The organism is Streptomyces sp. SID10853 (genome assembly GCF_010548145.1).
Classification (GTDB): domain Bacteria; phylum Actinomycetota; class Actinomycetes; order Streptomycetales; family Streptomycetaceae; genus Streptomyces.
The window spans coordinates 48025-67052 of record NZ_JAAGLN010000002.1; the positions used below are offsets into that span (position 1 = coordinate 48025).

16 protein-coding genes are annotated in these 19028 nt (G+C 69.8%); 6 read left to right on the forward strand and 10 right to left on the reverse strand.

Translation table 11 applies throughout. The features are described 5' to 3' along the window. The first annotated feature begins 180 nt into the window (after positions 1 to 180). Positions 181 to 741, forward strand: a complete 561-nt coding sequence (lspA, locus tag G3I19_RS01170; RefSeq protein WP_343234951.1) for a signal peptidase II — start codon at positions 181 to 183, stop codon at positions 739 to 741. 248 nt (positions 742 to 989) lie between these two features. Here the strand turns inward: lspA and G3I19_RS01175 are convergent, their stop codons facing one another. From G3I19_RS01175 to G3I19_RS01210, 8 genes are all read right to left on the reverse strand, one after another. Beyond that, complete coding sequence (locus G3I19_RS01175) at positions 990 to 1613, reverse strand: RDD family protein (RefSeq protein WP_164258455.1); 624 nt, start codon at positions 1611 to 1613, stop codon at positions 990 to 992. After that, complete coding sequence (locus G3I19_RS01180; protein WP_164258457.1) at positions 1606 to 2007, reverse strand: hypothetical protein; 402 nt, start codon at positions 2005 to 2007, stop codon at positions 1606 to 1608. Before G3I19_RS01180 ends, G3I19_RS01175 begins: the two co-directional genes overlap by 8 nt. A 91-nt stretch (positions 2008 to 2098) precedes the next feature. Then, positions 2099 to 2647 carry a hypothetical protein gene (locus tag G3I19_RS01185; protein ID WP_164258459.1) on the reverse strand — a complete coding sequence of 183 codons (549 nt, stop codon included), beginning with the start codon at positions 2645 to 2647 and terminating at the stop codon, positions 2099 to 2101. 13 nt (positions 2648 to 2660) lie between these two features. After that, a complete protein-coding gene (locus G3I19_RS01190) occupies positions 2661 to 5870 on the reverse strand; it encodes a polymorphic toxin-type HINT domain-containing protein (RefSeq protein WP_343234952.1) in 3210 nt (1069 codons plus the stop codon). Between the two features lie 30 nt (positions 5871 to 5900). Then, on the reverse strand, positions 5901 to 6935 hold the full coding sequence (locus G3I19_RS01195; protein WP_164258463.1) for a hypothetical protein: 1035 nt from the start codon (positions 6933 to 6935) through the stop codon (positions 5901 to 5903). Between the two features lie 130 nt (positions 6936 to 7065). Further along, positions 7066 to 7989 (reverse strand): N-acetylneuraminate synthase family protein, encoded by a 924-nt coding sequence (locus G3I19_RS01200; RefSeq protein WP_164258465.1) that lies wholly within the window; start codon positions 7987 to 7989, stop codon positions 7066 to 7068. An 11-nt stretch (positions 7990 to 8000) separates the two neighbouring features. Further along, positions 8001 to 9362 (reverse strand): acylneuraminate cytidylyltransferase, encoded by a 1362-nt coding sequence (locus G3I19_RS01205; RefSeq protein WP_164258467.1) that lies wholly within the window; start codon positions 9360 to 9362, stop codon positions 8001 to 8003. Continuing rightward, the gene (locus G3I19_RS01210) at positions 9362 to 10942 is read right to left on the reverse strand and encodes a DUF6716 putative glycosyltransferase (protein ID WP_164258603.1); all 1581 of its coding nucleotides are present in this window, start codon (positions 10940 to 10942) and stop codon (positions 9362 to 9364) included. The genes G3I19_RS01205 and G3I19_RS01210 overlap by 1 nt, the downstream gene beginning before the upstream one ends. 223 nt (positions 10943 to 11165) lie before the next feature. Here G3I19_RS01210 and G3I19_RS01215 point away from each other — a divergent pair, with 223 nt between their 5' ends. The 3 genes from G3I19_RS01215 (at position 11166) to G3I19_RS01225 (ending at position 14871) form a co-directional block, all read left to right on the forward strand. Next, positions 11166 to 12149 carry a glycosyltransferase family 2 protein gene (locus G3I19_RS01215; RefSeq protein WP_164258469.1) on the forward strand — a complete coding sequence of 328 codons (984 nt, stop codon included), beginning with the start codon at positions 11166 to 11168 and terminating at the stop codon, positions 12147 to 12149. Beyond that, entirely contained in the window at positions 12146 to 13492 is a 1347-nt protein-coding gene (locus tag G3I19_RS01220; protein ID WP_164258471.1) for an alpha-2,8-polysialyltransferase family protein, read from the forward strand. Before G3I19_RS01215 ends, G3I19_RS01220 begins: the two co-directional genes overlap by 4 nt. Positions 13493 to 13827: 335 nt before the next feature. Next, positions 13828 to 14871, forward strand: coding sequence for an acyltransferase (locus G3I19_RS01225; protein WP_239073892.1), 1044 nt, complete (start codon positions 13828 to 13830; stop codon positions 14869 to 14871). A 96-nt stretch (positions 14872 to 14967) separates the two neighbouring features. On the opposite strand, the gene G3I19_RS01230 is transcribed toward G3I19_RS01225, so the two are convergent. Continuing rightward, the gene (locus tag G3I19_RS01230) at positions 14968 to 15630 is read right to left on the reverse strand and encodes a TetR/AcrR family transcriptional regulator (RefSeq protein ID WP_164258475.1); all 663 of its coding nucleotides are present in this window, start codon (positions 15628 to 15630) and stop codon (positions 14968 to 14970) included. A gap of 38 nt (positions 15631 to 15668) precedes the next feature. On the opposite strand from G3I19_RS01230, the gene G3I19_RS01235 reads away from it, so the two are divergent. Continuing rightward, positions 15669 to 17072 carry an FAD-dependent oxidoreductase gene (locus G3I19_RS01235; RefSeq protein WP_164258477.1) on the forward strand — a complete coding sequence of 468 codons (1404 nt, stop codon included), beginning with the start codon at positions 15669 to 15671 and terminating at the stop codon, positions 17070 to 17072. On the opposite strand, the gene leuE is transcribed toward G3I19_RS01235, so the two are convergent. After that, entirely contained in the window at positions 17059 to 17802 is a 744-nt protein-coding gene (gene leuE / locus G3I19_RS01240) for a leucine efflux protein LeuE (RefSeq protein ID WP_164258479.1), read from the reverse strand. The two genes, G3I19_RS01235 and leuE, sit on opposite strands and share 14 nt — an antisense overlap. Before the next feature lie 246 nt (positions 17803 to 18048). On the opposite strand from leuE, the gene G3I19_RS01245 reads away from it, so the two are divergent. Beyond that, positions 18049 to 18948 (forward strand): L,D-transpeptidase family protein, encoded by a 900-nt coding sequence (locus G3I19_RS01245; protein WP_239073882.1) that lies wholly within the window; start codon positions 18049 to 18051, stop codon positions 18946 to 18948. The last annotated feature ends 80 nt before the right edge of the window (positions 18949 to 19028 follow it).

Consider the following 19028-nt stretch of genomic DNA (forward strand, 5'->3'; position numbering starts at 1 on the left):
GGGCTGAGGGTTTGGTGGGTATTGCAGGGGGCTGCTCCGACCCGGGCGGGCCCGAGTGGCCGCAGGGCTTTCCCTAGGCTGGTGGGGAGGCGGTTCCCGTACCGGGGCCGCCGTGACCGTGGCCGTGAGCCGGGATGCGACCGGACGGCAGACATGAGGTGGCTGAACGTGACGAATCCGGTGTCGGACGCGGAAGCGCAGCAGGACGTCCGGGCGGAGGAGGGGGCGCGGGGCAGACGGCGGACCTCGCTGCTGCTGGCCGTGGCGGGGATCGCGTACGCCGTCGACCTGGGCAGCAAGCTGGCCGTGGTCGCGAAGCTGGAGGGCCACGCCCCCGTCAAGGTGATCGGCGGCTGGCTGGAGCTGAGCGCGATCCGCAACCCCGGTGCGGCGTTCGGCATCGGCGGGGCGACGACCATCCTGTTCACGGTGATCGCGGTGGCCATCGCCCTGGTGATCATCCGCATGGCGCGCCGCCTGTACAGCGGCCCGTGGGCGATCGCGCTGGGGCTGCTGCTCGGCGGCGCCCTCGGCAACCTGACGGACCGCCTCTTCCGCTCGCCTGGCGGCCTGCGAGGGGCGGTCGTCGACTTCATCGCGGTCCGCGATTTCAGCGTGATGAACCTGGCCGACTGGGCGATCTCCTGCGGGGGCGCCCTGATGGTGGTGCTCGCGTTCCTCGGGCGGGGTCTGGACGGAACCAGAAACGTCAAGGAGCAGCCGGGGGGCGGGGCCGAGTGACGGGGGCGGCCCCGGACGACTGGACGAGGGGTGATCGGCCGCGGCCGAGTGTCGGCTGAGGATCGCCGGTGCGGGACATCTGGCTCGCGCGAATACCTGCGGTGGAGAGCGCACGGAGTTGAGCCACCAGGTCCGTCTCGCGGCCTACGGAGGCCACAGTCGGCTCCCATGCGGTCGGGCGTGGCACATGCGATCCGCTCGGCGTCGGCCATTACGCCGGACAGGCGGCGACTCCGGACAGGCGGCGCCTATGGGGCGGCCGGACTCGGATCACCTGGGCCGGCGAGCGAAGCGTCCGCCGACGCCGGCCACCGCACCACCACGGTGCCCGCCGCACGGTCGAACTTGCTCTGCCAGTACGGCCGGTTCGACAGCAGTTGCACGAGCAGGACCGCTCCGACCAGAACATTGGCGACCGGAACCACGGTGGCCAAACACGCCGCGGCCTCCCTGACCGCCGCTGCCCGGCGTGTGAGCGGCACCGTTCCATCGGTCCACAGCGGAACAACCTTCAGCCCGCACAGCCACTTGCCCAGCGACCGGCCCCACCGCTGCACCACTCTCACGTGCACGCGGACCGTCACGACGGGAACACCCACGAGCAGCAGAACAGAGAGAAGAAACGCCGCACCGTCCGAAGCGTCCGGATAGACGCTGTCAAAGACGACAGCAGCCAGAACACACAAGGCTGCGGCAAACACCGTCAGCACAACGAAGTCGACCAACCGCGCCACAATCCGCCTGAGCGGACCCGCCAGCATCAACGTACCCGGACCAGCCGTTTCACCACCGGTGACGTAGTGAACCGACACTATGCCCGGGCGCACACCAAAGAGCGCCGAATAAATTATTCCTGAGGCTTCGTCAGCCACGATCAAGTATCTTTTCCACTTCCGCCTTGATGGCTTCCATGCTTTCACCATCCACCGCAAGTGGCGCTGCAAGCGTTTCGACCCATTGCCGCATTTCGACCGTCGTCAGATCTCGAACATGTGGATGCAAGACAGCCCTTCGGGTGATTATGACCCATCTGTGCGGATGGGCAGAAATTTGATACCAGTCCACGTAGGACTGCGCGTTGCCCGAAGATGGGCCGGAACGAACCGCTGCGATCAGCCCATCTCGAAGGCTGTTCAGCGCTCCAGCGAAGACGGGACTTCCATTGAGGATCTCGGAATCCTCAGACAGTTCGAACTTCAGCTCAATTCCAGCACGGAGCAGGACTTCCACCTGCTGCAGATCATCGAACTCAACCAGCTCCGCCATCAGATGGGGTTCCTTTTATGGAAGAGAACAGCTCCCGCCACAGCACTCGCCCGCTGATGTTGGGCCTGTCGGGTCCGTTCACAGGTTCCGTCTACGGCCGGTCGAATGTCATGACCTCAGTTCGGTGACCCGCACTCGGCGCAATCTCGTCTGCGATCTCGACGACGAAATCAGGAAGCGCACCAGCAGAGGGCTTCCCGTTGGCCTCAAGCATCCCCGGCTCCGCCTTCCAGTCGATGAGGTGAACAAGAACCGAGTACCGGCCTGGATCAAGAGGAATCTCCACGCGGTGCGCACGGGTATAGCTCCCGACTGCCTCCAGGCCCCCCAATTCGATCTTCCCCTTCGATACCAAGAGGTACGGAGTTGACGAGACCAGACGGTAGTTCTGCTCACGCTCATCCAGGCCCCCCAAGGCAGATACGCCCCGCACCGAGACCTGAAACGCCCCGTCAGCTCCGATATTGATAGGGACGAAGACTCCCGCAGCGATGTGCCGAACCAGCGCCGCGTCTTCGGCAATCTCGTCCTCCCAAGAGTCCAGGTCAGTTACCTCGGCAAAGCTCTCGGGCTGCCAGAGGGCACACATCCCAGCCCCAGTGCCAACAGGGACAGAGACGTTCAGATCAAGAAGGCCCATCGGGATTATCCACCTAACATCTGGGACTGATTGTTACCTTGCAGACTAGGTCACCTGGCTGAAGGCCATGTTTCTTCATCTGCGCCGAAATTTGAGCACCGAAGCTGCGATTAACCGAACTGTCGAGTGGCGTCATGTTCGACACATCATCAGCCCCACCGAGTTGCAACTCAATTATGTGGTCAATATCCGAACCTTCCACCGTTTGATTTCCTGCTGCACGCCACATATCTGCTGCGCTCCCAGACCGATCAACTGCCGTCACGACAAGCTGGTCGGCAGAATTTAGAGCGGCAACCTTTTTGTCAGCTGCGGCTGTCTGATCCGGCGTCCAACTCTTCTTGTACTTCAAATCCAGGGTCGCGCCATTGCAGTTGTGCACCAAGATCGGCGTGGTCCCCGCCAGCACATAGTACGTATGCAGCTGCCGGACCGTGAGGTTGTACATGTCTGCCGCACCGGCACGTACGGCAACCTTCGCGACGAATACCTGGCTGTCCGTAGCAGTGTTGAGCGCATGCCCTGCCACAAGGTGGCCCGCCGGCACCCAGCCGTGAGTGGTGTCGTCCCAGTAGGGGTGCTTGGACGTCGTGTGCAGGACCGCAGCGCTGCCGTCCGCTCTGCGGATCGTGAGATCGATCAGGTCGTTGTCGTGGTTGACCCACCGGGCCGTGACTTCGCGAGGGCCCTGGTGTTTTCCGGTGTTCGGATCGGCCGCTTCTACCTTGTCACCAGACTTGATCTTCCCGATCGGCTTTGTCTTGCCGTCCATCATCAGGACCCGGGTGGACGGGGTGAAGCTGCACGTGATGCCCGACGAGGAGCCGCTCTTGGGCGCCGCCTTGGACGCCCGCTCGCCGCCCTTCGTCGGACCCGCCGACGCCGTGTCCTCCGCTGCGGACGACGCTGCCGGGGCACCGGCAGATGTCGCCGCCTCCTCCTTGGTCGCCGTCTTCGAGGAAGCCGCCGCGAGTTCATCGATGTCTCTGGCCGCGACAGCAGCCGTCACCCCGAGGCTTCCGACCGCACCGACCGCACCGAGGACACCGCCGACAACGGGCGCGCCTACCTCTGCCCCTGCGGTGACCCCCTCGGCCACGCCAGTCAGAACGGCCGCACACACCGCGGCTGCAGCCACGCATCCGGCCACTGCGGCCACCACGACAACTGTCCCGATCACCGCCGCCATCACCGGATGCTGCTGCACATAATGGTAGGTTTTATGGACGATATGGCTCATATGGCACGAAAACGACCATCCGCACCCGTGGTGAGTGGTGCCGCCTCCCCCGCCGGTGTCACCGCCACCGGCCATCCCTCCTCCGCCGTGCGTGTACGCACCGCCGCCCGAATTCTTGGACCAGTCGTTACTCGTACAGCTCGCCGAGTGGCTGGACCCGGCGCAGGCCCGGGAGGTGGACGGATCGTTCCCGTTGCCGGCGCCCGTGTACATCTGCAGCAGGCCTGTGGGGTCCGAGCCTGAGACGGGGTTGTCGGCCGCGTAGCTGTAACCGTTGATCTGCTGCGGGTCCGTGAGTTCCATGATCGGGTCGAGCGAGACGAACCGGCCGATGGTGGGGTCGTACTCACGGGCGCCCAGATGGGTCAGGTCACTGGTGGTGTCCTGTATCCCGCCGACAAAGCCCTTGTCGCCCAACCATGCCCCAGTTGAGGGCTGTTGCCCTCGCGGGTTACCGAAGGGGTCCATCCGGCGGAAGGTGACTGCCTGCGTGGTGGAGTCCACCTGGGTCTCGGCTGTTCCGTGCCGGTCGGACAGCTGCCACTGCAGGCCATCGCTGGTCCGTGCGGCGATGGTCTGCCCAGCCCACGAGTAGTAGCGCGTGGCTTTCGTGCCCCCCGACTTCGCGAGACGGATCTCGGTGTCGCCGAGGAAGAGGGTGGTACCTGTGCTGTCGCGCGAGAGCAGGCGGTTGCCGTCGGCGTCGCACAGATAGGAGGAAGAAGTGCCGTCGGCATTGGTGACTTTCGCCAGGTGGCCCTCGTCGTCCCAGTCAAGGCTCTGCTTCTTGCCGTCCAGGGTGCGGGCGGTGGTGTTGCCCGACGAGTCGTAGGTGTACGAGTCGTCAGTGGTGGCACCGTCCGCTTGGGTGGTCGTCGCCGAGGTCAGGGTGTGCGGCTGGTCCGCCTTGGCGGCCGGGTACGTGTAGTTGGTGGTCGTGTCGCCCGGGCCACCGGGCCCAGCGACCGGCCCGGTGGTCGCGTGGTCGACCTGCTTGGTGCGGTTGCCCAGGTCGTCGTAGGTGTACGACTGCCAGTACGCGGCCGGTCCGCCCAGGACCGCCGTGGACGGGCCGGATGCGCAGGCGTCCGTCGCGGTCCAGGCCTGAGTAAGCCGGGCGTGGCCGTCGTAGCGGAAACACTGGACGTCGTCGCCGGCCGTGGAATGCGTGGCGATCTTGGTGGGGTTGCCCGCGTCGTCGTAGGTGTACGAGGTGTCCTGCACCGGCGCGGTCGCATTGTCGTCCGTGACCAGCTGATCGCTCAGACGGCGGGTGCCGTCCTCGTACTTGTTGGTCACCTGGGGCCATTTGGCACTGTCCGAAGCAGAGACGCCGAGGGTGAGCTGGGAGACATCGCCCTGCTTCGTGTACGTCGTGTTCTGGACGTATCCGGTCTTGCCGGACAGCTCGGTAGGCATACCGAGCCCGTTGTAGCGGTACGTCATCGACTCACTGGGCAGATCGCCTGCCGCTGGATCCGATGTGGTCTGAACCGTGCCGTCCAGGTTGTACCCAGTGCTCGACGTGTAGGTACCCGCCAGGGGCTCCTCGCCCGCAACGGACGGAACAACAGTGCGCGTCGCTGTGGGCCGGTAGAGCCCGTCGTACGTCACGACCTGGCTGATGTACGCCTTGCCGCCGCTCCCCGAACCCCCGACGTAACGAACCGACGCACTCGGCTTGCCCTTGGCGATGGAGTCGAAGGTCCACTTGGTCAGCTGATGGGCGGCATCCTGGGTGGCCCCGTCGTACATGCCTGTCTTGCGGCCAAGCTCGTCGTACGTGTAGCTGAGCGTCTTGGAGCGCGAATCCGTAGTGGACGTCACCTGGTCCAGGTCGTCGTACGCCGTGCGGATCGTGCCCGCGTCAGGGTCGGTTGACGTGACCTTCCGGCCCATCAGGTCGTAGGTGTAGGACCAGGTGTTGCCATCCGTGTCATGCACCTCGGACAGCCGGCTCTTGGCGTCGTACGTGTACTTGATGGAGCTGTAGGTGTGACGTACACAGAAAGCTCACACCCCCGGTGCCAGCCGCTGTACGTCGCGTGCCGTCCCCGTCACCCCCGCCAGGAATCCCTGCGCCCTGGGGGACGCCGTGTCCGTGAGCCACGCGGGGTCGATGTCGCAGACCGCCACGCGGACCTCCGTGCCTGCCAGGGCGAGCGGGAGGGTGTGGACCACCGTGGACGGGAAGCTCACGATCGTGCGGCCGATCGGGCCGCGGCGGGCGATCAGTTCCAGCGGGAGGTCGGGGCGGACGATCTCCAGGCCCGTCTCCGCGTGCAGCCGGTGCAGCTTCTCGGTGGATTCGCGCCGGTGGGCGAAGTACCGCGTCACCTGGTGCGTACGGGCAAGCCCCGTCACCGCCGCGAGGTAGCGGTCCTCGTCCACCACCCCGGTCTCCACGAGCGAGGTGCCCACCAGGTCCGATGTGCGGGTGATTCTCGGCGGGCCGAAGCGGGAGCGCGTCCAGGCGAAGTCGTTGGCCGTGAGCGTCAGACCGGGCGGTGCCTCCGCCACCGGCATCGAGCTGAAGACCTCGACCGCGCGCCGGCCGGACGGGGTGAGGCGGCGGCGGGCCGCCGACGCCATCGGGGCGAACAGCAGGTCGCGGGGGCCGCGGCGGCCGCGTCTGTGCCAGCGGACCAGGGGCTCCCCCGCGGCGAGTTGGGCGATGAACTCCATGGTGGCCGTGCCGTCGTCCACCACCGTCAGGTCCCGGGCACCGGTCAGGGCGAGGAGGAGCTGCACGTACCGCGAGAACGGGTCACCGATGACGATCCGGCCCGCCCCGCGCAGCAGGGGTGCCAGCCCGCCGATGGTCTGGAACGGCGCCGCCACTCCGCCACGCGCCTCCTCCCAGCGCACCGTGATCCCCTCGCCCCGGGCCAGTTCGGCCATCCGGCGGAGCTGGCCCCTGGACATGGGGTCGAGCGGTGAGAGGACGACCACGGTCAGGTCCCTGGTCGTCGTGTGGGCCCACTCCAGCAGGTTGAGCAGCTGGACGGGGCTCTCCACGAAGGCGAGCGTGGCGGGGGCGCTCTTCACAGTGGCGGTTCTCCGGTCTCGGGTCTCCGGGCTCGGGGGCCGGTCTCAGGCCGGGTCCCGGTTCTCAGGGCCGGTCTCAGGAGCCGGTTCCGGTTCTCCTGGTCGGCTTCTCCGGCCTGGGCGGCCGGTCTCAGACCGACGCGGGCTCGCGGTCCGCGCCCTCGGCGACGACGCCCGCGACCCGGCGCAGCTTCTTCATCGGGGCCAGCTCCGACTCGTAGACCTTCTTGACGCCGTCGCCGAGCGACGCCTCGATGGTGCGGATGTCACGCACCAGCCGCTGCAGTCCCTGCGGCTCGACAGACGCCGCCTGGTCGGAGCCCCACATGGCGCGGTCCAGGGTGATGTGGCGCTCGACGAAGGCCGCGCCGAGCGCGACCGCCGCGAGGGTGGTCTGGAGGCCGGTCTCGTGGCCGCTGTAGCCGATCGGGACGTTCGGGTACTCGCCCTGGAGCGTGTTGATGACCCGGAGGTTCAGCTCCTCTGCCTTCGCCGGGTACGTCGAAGTGGCGTGGCAGAGCAGGATGTTGTCGCTGCCGAGCACCTCGACCGCGTGCCTGATCTGCTTCGGGGTCGACATGCCGGTGGAGAGGATCACCGTACGGCCGGTGGCCCGCAGCGCGCGCAGCAGCTCGTCGTCGGTGAGCGAGGCGGAGGCGACCTTGTGCGCCGGTACGTCGAACTTCTCCAGGAACGCGACGGCCTCGGTGTCCCACGGCGATGCGAACCAGTCGATGCCGCGCTCGGCGCAGTGCTCGCTGATCGCGCGGTACTCGGCCTCGCCGAACTCGACGCGGTGCCGGTAGTCGATGTACGTCATCCGGCCCCACGGGGTGTCGCGCTCGATGTCCCACTGGTCGCGCGGGGTGCAGATCTCCGGCGTGCGCTTCTGGAACTTGACCGCGTCGCAGCCGGCTTCGGCGGCGATGTCGATCAGGGCGAGGGCGTTGTCGAGCTCGCCGTTGTGGTTGATGCCGATCTCGCCCGTGATGTAGACGGGGTTGCCGGGGCCCGCGGTCTTGGCGCCGAGGGTACGGAGGCGGGTGGTGCTCATGAGGGGGTTCCTTACTTGTTGAGGGTGGGGCCCAGGAGCCAGGCGGCGATCTCGCGGATCGCTCCTTCGCCGCCGGGGGTGGTGGTGACCGCGCGTGCGGCGCCGCGTACGGCGTCGTGGGCCTGGGCGACCGCGACGGGCCACCCGACGAGGCCGAAGCACGGCAGGTCGTTCACGTCGTTGCCGACGTAGAGCACGCGCTCGGGCGCGACACCCTGTTCATCGCACCACTGCTTGAGTGCGAGGTCCTTGCGGTCGATGCCGTGCAGCACGGGCACCCGCAGCTTGCGGGCGCGCGCCGCGACGACCGGGTTCTGTTCGGTGGAGAGGATCAGGAGCTTGAGGTCCGTGGTGTCACGGAGCGCCGCGATACCGAGGCCGTCGCCGCGGTGGACGGCGACGGTCTCGCGGCCGTCCGCGTCGATGAGCACCCGGTCGTCGGTCTGGGTGCCGTCGAAGTCCAGGACGACGGCGTCGATGTCGTCACGGCCCGGCAGCGTACGGACGTCGAGCAGCGGCGCGAGGGCGCGGGCGCGCGCCAGGTCGTGCGGGTCGTCGATCTCCAGCACCCGGGCCGGGTCGGTGCGGACCAGCGCGGTCTCGCCGAAGAACCGGTGCCGGGCGGTACGGAACCCCGCGGCGTCCATCGCGTAGGCCGCGCCGGTCTCCAGGAAGTCCTGCGGGCGGTCCTGACGGCGGGGGCGGAACGCCTTGTCGTGGTTGACACCGACCGTTTCCGTGCCGACCGTTTCCGTGCCGGCTTTGTCCGTGCCGGCTTTGTCCGTGCCGGCTTTGTCCGTGCCGGCGTGGCCCGTGCCGGCCGTGTCCGTGCCGCTCCCGTCGGCGCGGTGTTCCTCGCGGTGTTCCTCGCGCCAGACGAAGCCGTGCGTGGGCGCCACGGTCAGCGCGGTGTCCGCGCCGCCGTCGGTGACCGCGGCCGCCACGCCGTCGATCTCCTCGCTGGTGAGGAAGGGGCTGGTGCACTGCACGAGCAGCACGACGTCCGTTCCCCGGTACGCGTCCAGCGCGTGCAGCACGGCGGCCTCGCTGGTCGCCGTGTCACCGGCGATCTCGGCGGGGCGCAGCACGACATCGGCGCCGGCCTCGCGGGCCGCCGTCGCGATCCGCTCGTCGTCCGTCGACACGGCGATGTCGGTGACGCGGCGGGCGCCCCGGCAGGCCCGTACGGCACGGGCCACGAGCGGTACACCGCCGACCGCTTCGAGGTTCTTGGCCGGTACGCCCTTGGACCCGCCACGCGCCGGGATCACGGCCAGGACCCGGGGGGACCTGGCGGGTGCGGCCGGTACCGCGGGCTGTACGGACGGGGCCGGCGGGGGCAGTTCGGCCGGGTCGGTGGCTTCGGTGGGCATCACAGTTCTCCCATGCGGCGGATGACGGGGGCCACGCGCTGGACGCCGTGGCGGTACGCCCCGCGCGCCGCGTCCCGTACGGCGTCGCGCACCACTCGCCGTACGCCGCCGGTCCCGGTGTCGGGGGCGGCGTCCAGCCGGTAGCGGGCGAGGATGCCGGGGAGGTATCCGGGCGCGGTGGCGAGGGTGTAGTAGGGCTGGATCGGCGGGAGTCCGGGGTCAAGGAGCAGCCGGGCGACCCGCTCGCGTGCGGCGTCGAAGGCGGTGTCGTACGGGGCTCCGGCGCGGGGCGCTTCCCCATCGGGGGCTCCCCCATCGGGGACTCGCCCATCGGGGACTCGCCCATCGGGGACTCGCCCATCGGACACTCCCCCATCGGGGGCTCCCTCGGCAGGGACTTCCCGGGCAGGGGCTCCCCCGGCAGGAACTTCCCTGCCAGTGGTTTCCCCGCCAGTGGTTTCCCTGCCGGGGGCTACGCCGCCAGGCGTTTCCGGCCCGGCGGCCACCCCCTGGTCGGCCAGCCACCCGGGGTCGGCCTCCGGGCTCGTGCCGGAGTCCAGCTGGTCCCAGGAGGCGAGGCAGCCGGAGCCGAGGAAGTGGTGGTTGCCGAGCGCCTCGCGGATGCCGAGGTCGGTGAGGACAGCCGTGGGGATGCGCCGGTGCAGGGATTCGAGAGCCGCGGTCGACGAGACCGTCACCAGCAGGTCCGTGCGGTCCAGTACCTCGCCCATGTGCCCGTACACCAGGCGGAAGTTGGCGGGCAGCCCGCCGGGCAGCTTCTCCGCCAGCTTCTGGTAGGGCAGCTCCTCGATGTGTGTGGTGTGCTCACCCGGCTGGGAGCGCAGCTTGAGCAGCACCTCGCGGTCCGGGTGCAGCCGGGCGTGCTCGGCCAGCCGGCGCAGCAGATAGGTACGGTCCGCGCGGGAGGCGGGCACCGAGGGCTGGGCCGCGAAGACGACGGTCCTCAGCGTGTCCCCTGCGTACGGCGCCCCGCCGAGGAAGGGCAGCGCGGTGCAGGTCACCGCGGACGCGTCGGCGCCCACTCCCTCGTACACCGCGCGGAACCGTGCCGCGTCGTGCGGCGAGTTGGCGAGCACCACGTCGGCGCCGTGCCGCAGCAGCAGGCCGTCGGCCAGCTTCTCGTAGACGACACCGACGTAGCCGGTCACGACGACGGGCCGCCGCGCGGGGGTGGAGACTGCGGAGGTGGCGAGCGCGGGAGTGGCGAGCGCGGGGGTGGTGACCGCGGAGGTGGTGACCGCGGAGGTGGTGACCGCGGAGGTGGTGACCGCGGGGGTGGTGAGCGCGGCGAGGCCGTGCAGCATGGCCTGGACGGCGCCGCCGACGAGCGCGAGGACGACCACGTCATAGCCGTCGTCCTCGACGGCCCGGAGGAATTCGGCCCCCGTCACCTCCCGTACATCGGCCGTGTCCACACCGGCCCCGACCTCGGCGAGCTGGCGCGGCGTGGGCGTGGCCCGGCCGCGCAGCAGAAAGCCGCTGAGCCGTGTGTCGCCCACGGAGAGGCGGCGTGCGGTGAGCGCGCCCCATTTCCAACGGGTGTCGGAATCGGCGATCACGGCAACGCGGAGAACATCGCTTGTACTTGCTTGCACACCGACGAAGGTAGAAAGGCATTCGGTTCGGCGGCCCAACTCAGCCGCAACAAAGGGTTAACAGCGGGCCGACAGCGAGAGAAACGGCGAGCGGGGCGGGCCGGTTCACTGTTCCGCCATATTCAGTTCACCTGTCATCCCACCGGGCTTCAGGGCGAATGCCGGGGGGCCTCTTAGCGTCACGCAGGTGGTTAAGCTCTCCGTCATCGTGCCGTTCTTCAACGTGCAGACCTACGCCCCCGACACCCTCCGAAGCCTGCGCGCGAATGCACGCGACGACTTCGAGTTCCTGCTCGTCGACGACTGTTCGACGGACGGGACCCCGGAGATCCTCGAACGTGCGGAACGCGAGCTTCCGGGGGCCGTCCTGCTGAGACACCGGGAGAACGGAGGACTCGCCACCGCCCGCAACACCGGCCTCGACGCGGCCAACGGCGAATACATCACCTTCCTGGACGGCGACGACTGGCTCGCCCCCGGCCACTACGAGCGGCTGCTCGCCGGCGCTGAGGCGCTGGGCTGCGACTTCGTCCGCACCGACCATGTGCAGTGCACGGGCAGCACCCGGACGGTCCACCGGGTCCCGTACGGCAGGCGGGGCGAGGTGACCCGCCCGCGCGAGGTGATTCTGCCCGCCGACCGCTCCACCCCGGTCGACTACGCGTACGCCTGGGCCGGTATGTACCACCGCAGGCTGCTGGACCGCGGGCTGCTGCACTTCACCCACGGGCTGCGCACCGCCGAGGACCGCCCGTGGATCTGGCGGCTGCACAGGGAGGCGGAGTCATTCGCCGTTCTCGGGCTGCTCGGTGTTTTCTACCGGCGCGGTGTCGCCTCGTCCCTCACTCAGATCGGCGATGTCCGCCAGCTCGATTTCATCCGCGCTTTCGACCAGGTAATCGACGACACATCGAAAGACCCGGAAGCCGATCTCCTTCTTCCCAAGGCCGTGCGCACCTATTGCGCCATTATTTCGCACCACTTGGGCTCCATCGAAAGGTTCGAACCAGCCGTGGCACGTAAATTGCGGACGCTCAGCGCGGCCGCCCTGAAACGGATGCCGCAGGATCTGCTGAGCGACGCGCTCGACTCGATGGACACCCCGCGCGCCTCACGGCTGCGGCGGTTGCGCCGCCGCCCGGCCCCGCTGACGACGGAGGCCGCAGCGTGACACCGCCCGCCGCTACGGCCCCTGTCCGTACGACGCAGATCTTCTACGCCTCCACGCTGTACGGGGCCGCCACGCTCGCCGCCGCGATCGACAGCGGCTGCTTCGGCGCCGCCGACCGGCGCCTGCTGCTGGTCAGCAACAACGCGGCGATCCCGGAGACCACCCCCGCGCTGGACGCGATGCCCGGCTTCGAACGGCTGCGGGACCGGTTCGACGGGGTGCTCTCGTGGAACGAGACCATCGCCCCGCTGCACCCGGGCGGCTGGTCGCCGCGCACCGACGACATCCCGCTGTGGGAACGGCAGTTGAGACTGCTCTGGGACCTCGGTGACGACCGGATCGAGCTGGCCGTCGAGTCCGTGCAGGTCAACCCGGCGCAGGCGCTCGCCCTGCTCTTCCAGGACGCGCCGGTCACGGTGTACGCGGACGGCCTGATGTCGTACGGGCCGACCCGCAACAAGATCGACCCGCTGATCGGCACCCGGATCCGGCGGCTGCTCCATCTGGATCTGGTGCCGGGGCTGAAGCCCCTGCTGCTGGCCGAGTTCGGGGTCGAGCCGGAGATCGTGCCGGACGCGGCCTTCCGCAAGGTCCTGGCCGAGGTGGCCCTCGACGCGACGGGCCTGCCCGAGTGCGCGGAGCCTCCGGCGCTGTTGCTGGGTCAGTACCTCTCGGCCCTGGAGATCCTCACCCCGCAACAGGAGGAGGACCTCCATGTGCGGATGCTGCGCGGGGCCGTCGCCCTCGGCCACCGCACCGTCGTGTTCAAGCCGCACCCGACGGCCCCGGCGCGCTGGTCGCGGCTGCTGGAACGGGAGGCGGAGCAGCTCGGCGCCGAACTGACCGTGATCGAGGAGCCGTTGCTCGCCGAGACCCTGTACGAACGGGTGCGCCCTGCGCTGGTGGTCGGCTGTTTCTCCACCGCGCTGCTGACGGCGAGCGCCTACTACGGGATCCCCGTCGCCCGCACCGGCACGGAGCTGCTGCTCGGCCGGCTCTCCCCGTACCAGAACAGCAACCGGGTCCCGGTGACGATCGTCGACGCGCTGCTGCCCGATCTGGAGGACGCCGGGGCCGCGCCCGCCGATGATCTGCCGGGGCTCGTCGCCGCTGTCGGCTTCGCGATGCAGCCGCAGCTGCGGCCCGATCTGCGCCCGGCGGCCGAGGCGTATCTGACCCGCCGTCTGGACGCCCACACCTGGCGCTACTTCAAACGCCGCCGGCTGACCGTGCTGGGCCTGCCGGGCGCGATGCCCGCTCAGCTCGCCTTCATCCCGCGCAACGCGACGGTACGACGGGTGGCCAGGCGGGCCCGCTCCCTCAAGAGAGTTGCCCTGGGATGACCACGACCCCGGCCTCCGTGCCGCTTCCCGCTGCTGTCTCCGCACCGGCAGCGGCGTCGGCGTCGGCGTCGGCAGCGGCGTCGGCGTCGGCCTCGGCGTCGGCGTCAGCGCCGGCGTCAGCGCCGGACCAGGCCAGGGACCAGGGATCCGGGGGCTCCCCCGGGACCGGGACTGGATCCGGGTCCGGCTCCGGTTCCGGACCCGGTTCCGGGCCCGGGTCGGATCCCGGCGACGCTCCGCTGCCGATATCCCCCGCGCGCACGGGACCCGGAAAGCCCGTGCGCGCGGGCGGGCGACTGCGTGCCCTCGACGGTCTGCGGCTGGTCGCCGCCCTGATGGTCGCCGCGTACCACTACGGCGGCCGGGACGGCGACATCAGCAAGGGCTGGGGCGGCTCACCCCGCCACCAGTTCCCGACGCTCTCCGAGTGGTTCGCCTACGGCTGCCTCGGTGTGCAGATCTTCTTCGTCATCAGCGGGTTCGTGATCTGCATGAGCGGCTGGGGACGGCCGCTGCGTTCCTTCTTCGCCTCCCGCGTCTCCCGCCTCTACCCGGCGTACTGGGCGGCGATCGTCATCGTCACGGCGACGTTCGCGCTGCCCTGGGTCGCGTACCGGACGGTCTCGCCCAGCGACGCGCTGGTCAACCTCACCATGCTCCAGCAGCCGGTCGGCACCGAACGGGTGCTCGGGGTGTGCTGGACCCTCTGGGCGGAGCTGCGCTTCTACGCGCTCTTCGCCCTCTGTGTGGTGCTGCCGGGCGCCAACCGGCAGCGCGTGCTGGTGTTCTGCGGGGTGTGGACCCTGGCCGCCGTGATCACCGACGCGGTGCACCAGCCGATGCTGAACATGGTGCTGATGCCGGAGTACGCGCCGTTCTTCATCGGCGGGATCGGCCTCTATCTGCTGCACCGCGACCGCCGTGACGTCATCGCCTGGGGCGTGACCGGCGTGAGCTGGGCGATCGGCCAGCACTACGCGGTCGCCGGGCTGTGGCACCGGGCCGATCCGGCGTTCTTCTCCTACCGGCACACCTCGGTGATCGTCGCCGTGATCACGCTGGGGTTCGTGCTCGTCGGCGCCGTGGCACTCGGCTTCTTCCGCTGGGCCGACTGGCGCTGGCTGACGGTCGCCGGGGCGCTGACGTACCCCTTCTACCTGGTGCATGAGCACCTGGGCTGGGTGGTGGTGGCCGTACTCCACCGGAAGCTGGGCATCCCCTCGTACGGGACGCTCGTCCTGACCGTCGCGTTGATGCTGGGGCTGGCCTGGCTGCTCAACCGCTACGTCGAGAACAGACTGACGCCACTGCTGCGCCGCGCCCTGTCCAGAAAGATGCTGCCCCGAGAGGTCACTCCGGCTCCGCCCGCGGGCCGCTGACGGATCACGGATGACGGGTCGAGGGTCGCGGGGCACGGATGGCGAGCCAGGGCCAGTCACGCACAGCCCCAGGAGGGGGTCCGCCGGCCGGGCCCGTCACGCGTCGCGCGGCAGGTAGGCCGCTTCGATCCCGGCGACGATCAGCCGCAGCCCTTCCTCGAAGCGCCGGTCGTAGTCGGTGAAGATCTCCCGGCCGGCCGCCGCCGTGAGCGGATAGTCGGCCAGCCGCTGGGCGCGCTCCTCGATCCCGTACCCCTCGCGGCGCTCGTCCGGCATCGGCTGGACTCCCTGCTCCTCGATGACGAAGCCCACCGTGAACGAGTACGCCGTGGTGCCGGCCTGGACCGCCTGTGCCAGGCCGAACCCCAGTGAGGTCATCTCACCCAGCTGCCGCTCCAGCGACTCCGCGTGGTCGGTGCCGGTGAACCGGGCGCCGCTGTAGACCCTGGCGCCGTCACGGTGGCGCAGCAGCATGGCGCGCAGCGCGCGGTGGTAGACGATCAGCCCGTCCTGCCAGCTTCCACCGCTCCGTTCACGGTCCTTCTCCGGCAGATCGTCGGCGATCATCCGCCGGTACATCAGCGTCGCCATCTCGTCCAGCAGGGACTGCTTGTCCTTGAAGTGCCAGTAGAGAGCGGGGGCTTTGACGTCCAGCTCCCTGGCGATGGCGCGCAGCGACAGCCCGTCGAACCCGACCTCGTTCAGCAGTCGCAGCGCGGTCTCGGCGACGCGCGCCCGGTCGATCTTCGTAGTTCCCACCTTGACAATTTAACAGCGTTAAGGGCACGCTCGGAACCATGGAACTTAACAGCGTTAAGGAAACGGATGTGCTGATCGTCGGCGCGGGCCCCACCGGGCTCGCGCTGGCCGTGGATCTGGCCAGGCGCGGAGTGCGTACGACCGTGGCCGAGAAGGCCGACCGGCTCTTTCCCGGCTCCCGGGGCAAGGGCCTTCAGCCCCGTACGCTCGAAGTCTTCGACGACCTCGGCGTGATTGGCGATGTGCTGGCTTCGAGCGGGCCCGCCCCGGTGCAGATGATCTGGAAGGACGGCGAGCGGCAGGGCGAGCACCACATGTTCGACCCGGTGGAGCCGACGTCGGCAGCGCCGTACGCGGGAACGCCGCGCATTCTGCCGCAGTGGCGCACCCAGGAGATCCTTTACGAGCGGCTGACCGGGCTGGGCGGCGAGGTCTCCTTCGGCAGCGCCCTGACGTCCGTCGCGCAGGACGCGTTCGGGGTCACCGCGACGCTCTCCACCGGTGCCACCGTCCGCGCGGCCTACGCGGTCGCGGCCGACGGCGGCCGCAGCACGGTTCGTGCCGCGCTCTCCATCGCCATGACCGGGGAGCCCGTCGACCCATCGTCGATGCTGGTCGCCGATGTGCGGATCCCGGCCCTTGACCGGCTGAACTGGCATGTCTTCCCCGTCGACGCCGGGTTCCTGGTGCTCTGCCCACTGCCCGGCACCGAGGACTTCCAGCTGGCCGCGCGCTTCCCGGACGGAGCACGCCCCGACCTCTCGTCCGACGGCGTACGCGACCTGATCGCCGCCCGTACCCATCTGGACGCGGCCGATGTCACCGAGGTGCGCTGGGCCTCGGACTTCCGTCCGCGCGCCGCCCTCGCCGACCGGTTCCGCGAGGGCCGCATCTTCCTGGCGGGCGACGCCGCCCATGTCCACTCACCGGCCGGCGGCCAGGGCCTCAACACCAGCATCCAGGACGCGTACAACCTGGGGTGGAAACTCGGCCGGGTGCTGCGGGGCGGGGCTCCCGCGGCGCTGCTCGACTCGTACGAGGAGGAACGGCGGCCCAACGCGGCCGAGATGCTGGGCCTTTCCACCCGGGTCCACCGCGGCGAGCAGCGGCGCGGCGCCGCCACCCAGCAGCTGGGCATCGGCTACCGCGGCGGGCCGCTCTCCGAGGGGGCCGCGGGCGCACTGGAGTCGGGCGACCGCGCACCCGACGGACCGCTGGACGGCGGGCGGCTCTTCGACGCCTTCCGCGGCCCGCACTTCACCCTCCTCGCGGTGGGCACCGACGCGGAACTGCCACCGCTGGACGCCGCCGTGGTGCACATCCACCGGCTCGATGCCTGTGAGGCGTACGGCAAGGGGCTGTTCCTCGTCCGGCCCGACGGGTACATCGGCTGGGCGGGAGACGACGCCACCGGGCTGGCCGGCTACCTCACACGCTGCTGAGCGAGAGCTTCACCGCGAAGCCCAGGAAGAGCGCGCCCGCCGCCGAAGTCACCCCGGCCGAGAGACGCCTGCGGCGGCGGAAGGCGGCGGCGAGGCGGGTGCCGCCGAATATCAGCAGGGTGAGGTAGAGGAAGCTCGCCAGCTGTGCCAGCCCGCCGAGCACCACGAAGGAGAGCGCCGGGTAGGCGTAGTGCGGGTCGACGAACTGCACGAAGAAGGAGATGAAGAAGAGGATCGCCTTCGGGTTGAACAGGCTGACCACCAGGGCCCTGCGGTAGGGACGCTCCGGCGCGGACGACTGCTCGTCGGCGGTACGGGCGGCCCGGGCTGCCCCGTTGGTCCCGGCCGCCGCCTCGGTGGCCCCGGCCGTCCCTGGGGTCCCGCCCGAGTCCGCGGCCCGGTCACTCCGGTCACTCCGGTCACTCCTGTCGCGCCAGAGCGCGCGGGCCGTGCGGACCATGCCGAACGCCAGATACGTGAGATACCCGGCGCCCGCGTACTTCACCAGGCCGAACAGCAGCGGGTTCGCCTGGAGCAGCGAGGCGACCCCCGCGGCGGACAGTGTCATCAGCACGGTGTCCCCGCAGAACACCCCGGCGGCCGCCGTATATCCGGTGCGCACGCCGCGCCGGGCGGCAACCGAGAGCACATACAGCGAGTTGGGGCCCGGCAGCAGAATGATCAGCGCGAGGCCGGCGAGGTAGGTCGGGAGATCCGTGACACCGAGCATGGATCGAGTCTCGCACGCGGGTACGACAGTCCCGGCGTGACCCTCACCACCCCACCTCAGCGCCCCCGGGACCGGCCCGGGGCCCGACCGGATCGGACCCCAGCCGCCCCGGAATCGGCACCGGTGGCAGCCCCGGACCGGCCCGGGAGGCCAAGGCTTCCGTAGCGCCCGGACGGGGAATCACCCGGGGCGAGGCGGCGGAAGTACGCCGGACCGAGAGGAACACGAGAGGAACAAGGGGGACACATGCGGAAGATCCTGATGTGCAGAGCGCTCGTCGCCGCCACCGCGGTCGCCGTGGCAGCGGGCTGTTCGGTGCAGACCACCGGGCGGACCGCGGCGGACGACGCGAAGCCGGGCGGCGGGGCGAGCCACCACGCCACGGCCGGCGGGCAGGACAGCGGTGCCACCCCGGGGCCCGCGCACCGGGCCACCCCGCCCGGCGCCCCCTCCCCCACGGAGAAGCCCGCCGACCCCACCGGGCCGAAGACCTCGGCACCGGCGCCCGGCCGGACCCTGCTGGCGAGCGGCGCCACCGGCAAGCGGGTACGTGAACTCCAGGCCAGGCTGCGGCAGATCGCCTGGTTCGGCGCCACGCCCACCGGGACGTACGGCCCGGTGACCGTCGCCGCCGTCAAGGGGTTCCAGGGCAAGCGAGGGCTGGCCCGCACCGGCACGACGGACACCGTCACCTGGCAGCGGCTGCTCGCCATGACGAAGACCCCGACCAGCGACGAGCTGAACGGCACGGCGGGCGGCCACTCCACGGACAAGCTCGACCCGCGCTGCCTCACCGGCCGGGTGCTCTGCATCAGCAAGACGAGCCGCACGCTGCGCTGGGTCAGGGACGGCAAGGTGCTCTCGACGATGGATGTGCGGTTCGGCTCGCAGTACACACCGACCCGCGAAGGCACCTTCCACATCGACTTCAAGAGCCGCCACCATGTGTCGACGATCTACCACACGGCCATGCCGTACGCGATGTTCTTCAGCGGGGGCCAGGCGGTGCACTACTCGTCGGACTTCGCGGCCCGCGGCTACGACGGGGCGTCGCACGGCTGCGTCAACGTGCGGGACAAGGCGAAGATCGCCGCGCTCTTCGACCAGGCGCGGACCGGCGACAAGGTCGTCGTCTACGGAGGATGAGACCCGGGGCTCACCGGAGAGGTGCTCCCCCACCGGGGAGGTAAGGGGGCGCGGGTGGGTCCGGGGGAACGAAACCCACC

Excerpts from the sequence above, each read along its gene's own strand:
- G3I19_RS01180 (WP_164258457.1), bottom strand. The coding sequence starts at position 2,007 with ATGGCGGAGCTGGTTGAGTTCGATGATCTGCAGCAGGTGGAAGTCCTG.
- G3I19_RS01185 (WP_164258459.1), bottom strand. The coding sequence starts at position 2,647 with ATGGGCCTTCTTGATCTGAACGTCTCTGTCCCTGTTGGCACTGGGGCT.
- G3I19_RS01200 (WP_164258465.1), bottom strand. The coding sequence starts at position 7,989 with ATGAGCACCACCCGCCTCCGTACCCTCGGCGCCAAGACCGCGGGCCCC.
- G3I19_RS01205 (WP_164258467.1), bottom strand. The coding sequence starts at position 9,362 with ATGCCCACCGAAGCCACCGACCCGGCCGAACTGCCCCCGCCGGCCCCG.
- G3I19_RS01225 (WP_239073892.1), top strand. The coding sequence starts at position 13,828 with ATGGTCGCCGCGTACCACTACGGCGGCCGGGACGGCGACATCAGCAAG.
- G3I19_RS01235 (WP_164258477.1), top strand. The coding sequence starts at position 15,669 with ATGGAACTTAACAGCGTTAAGGAAACGGATGTGCTGATCGTCGGCGCG.
- leuE (WP_164258479.1), bottom strand. The coding sequence starts at position 17,802 with ATGCTCGGTGTCACGGATCTCCCGACCTACCTCGCCGGCCTCGCGCTG.
- G3I19_RS01245 (WP_239073882.1), top strand. The coding sequence starts at position 18,049 with ATGCGGAAGATCCTGATGTGCAGAGCGCTCGTCGCCGCCACCGCGGTC.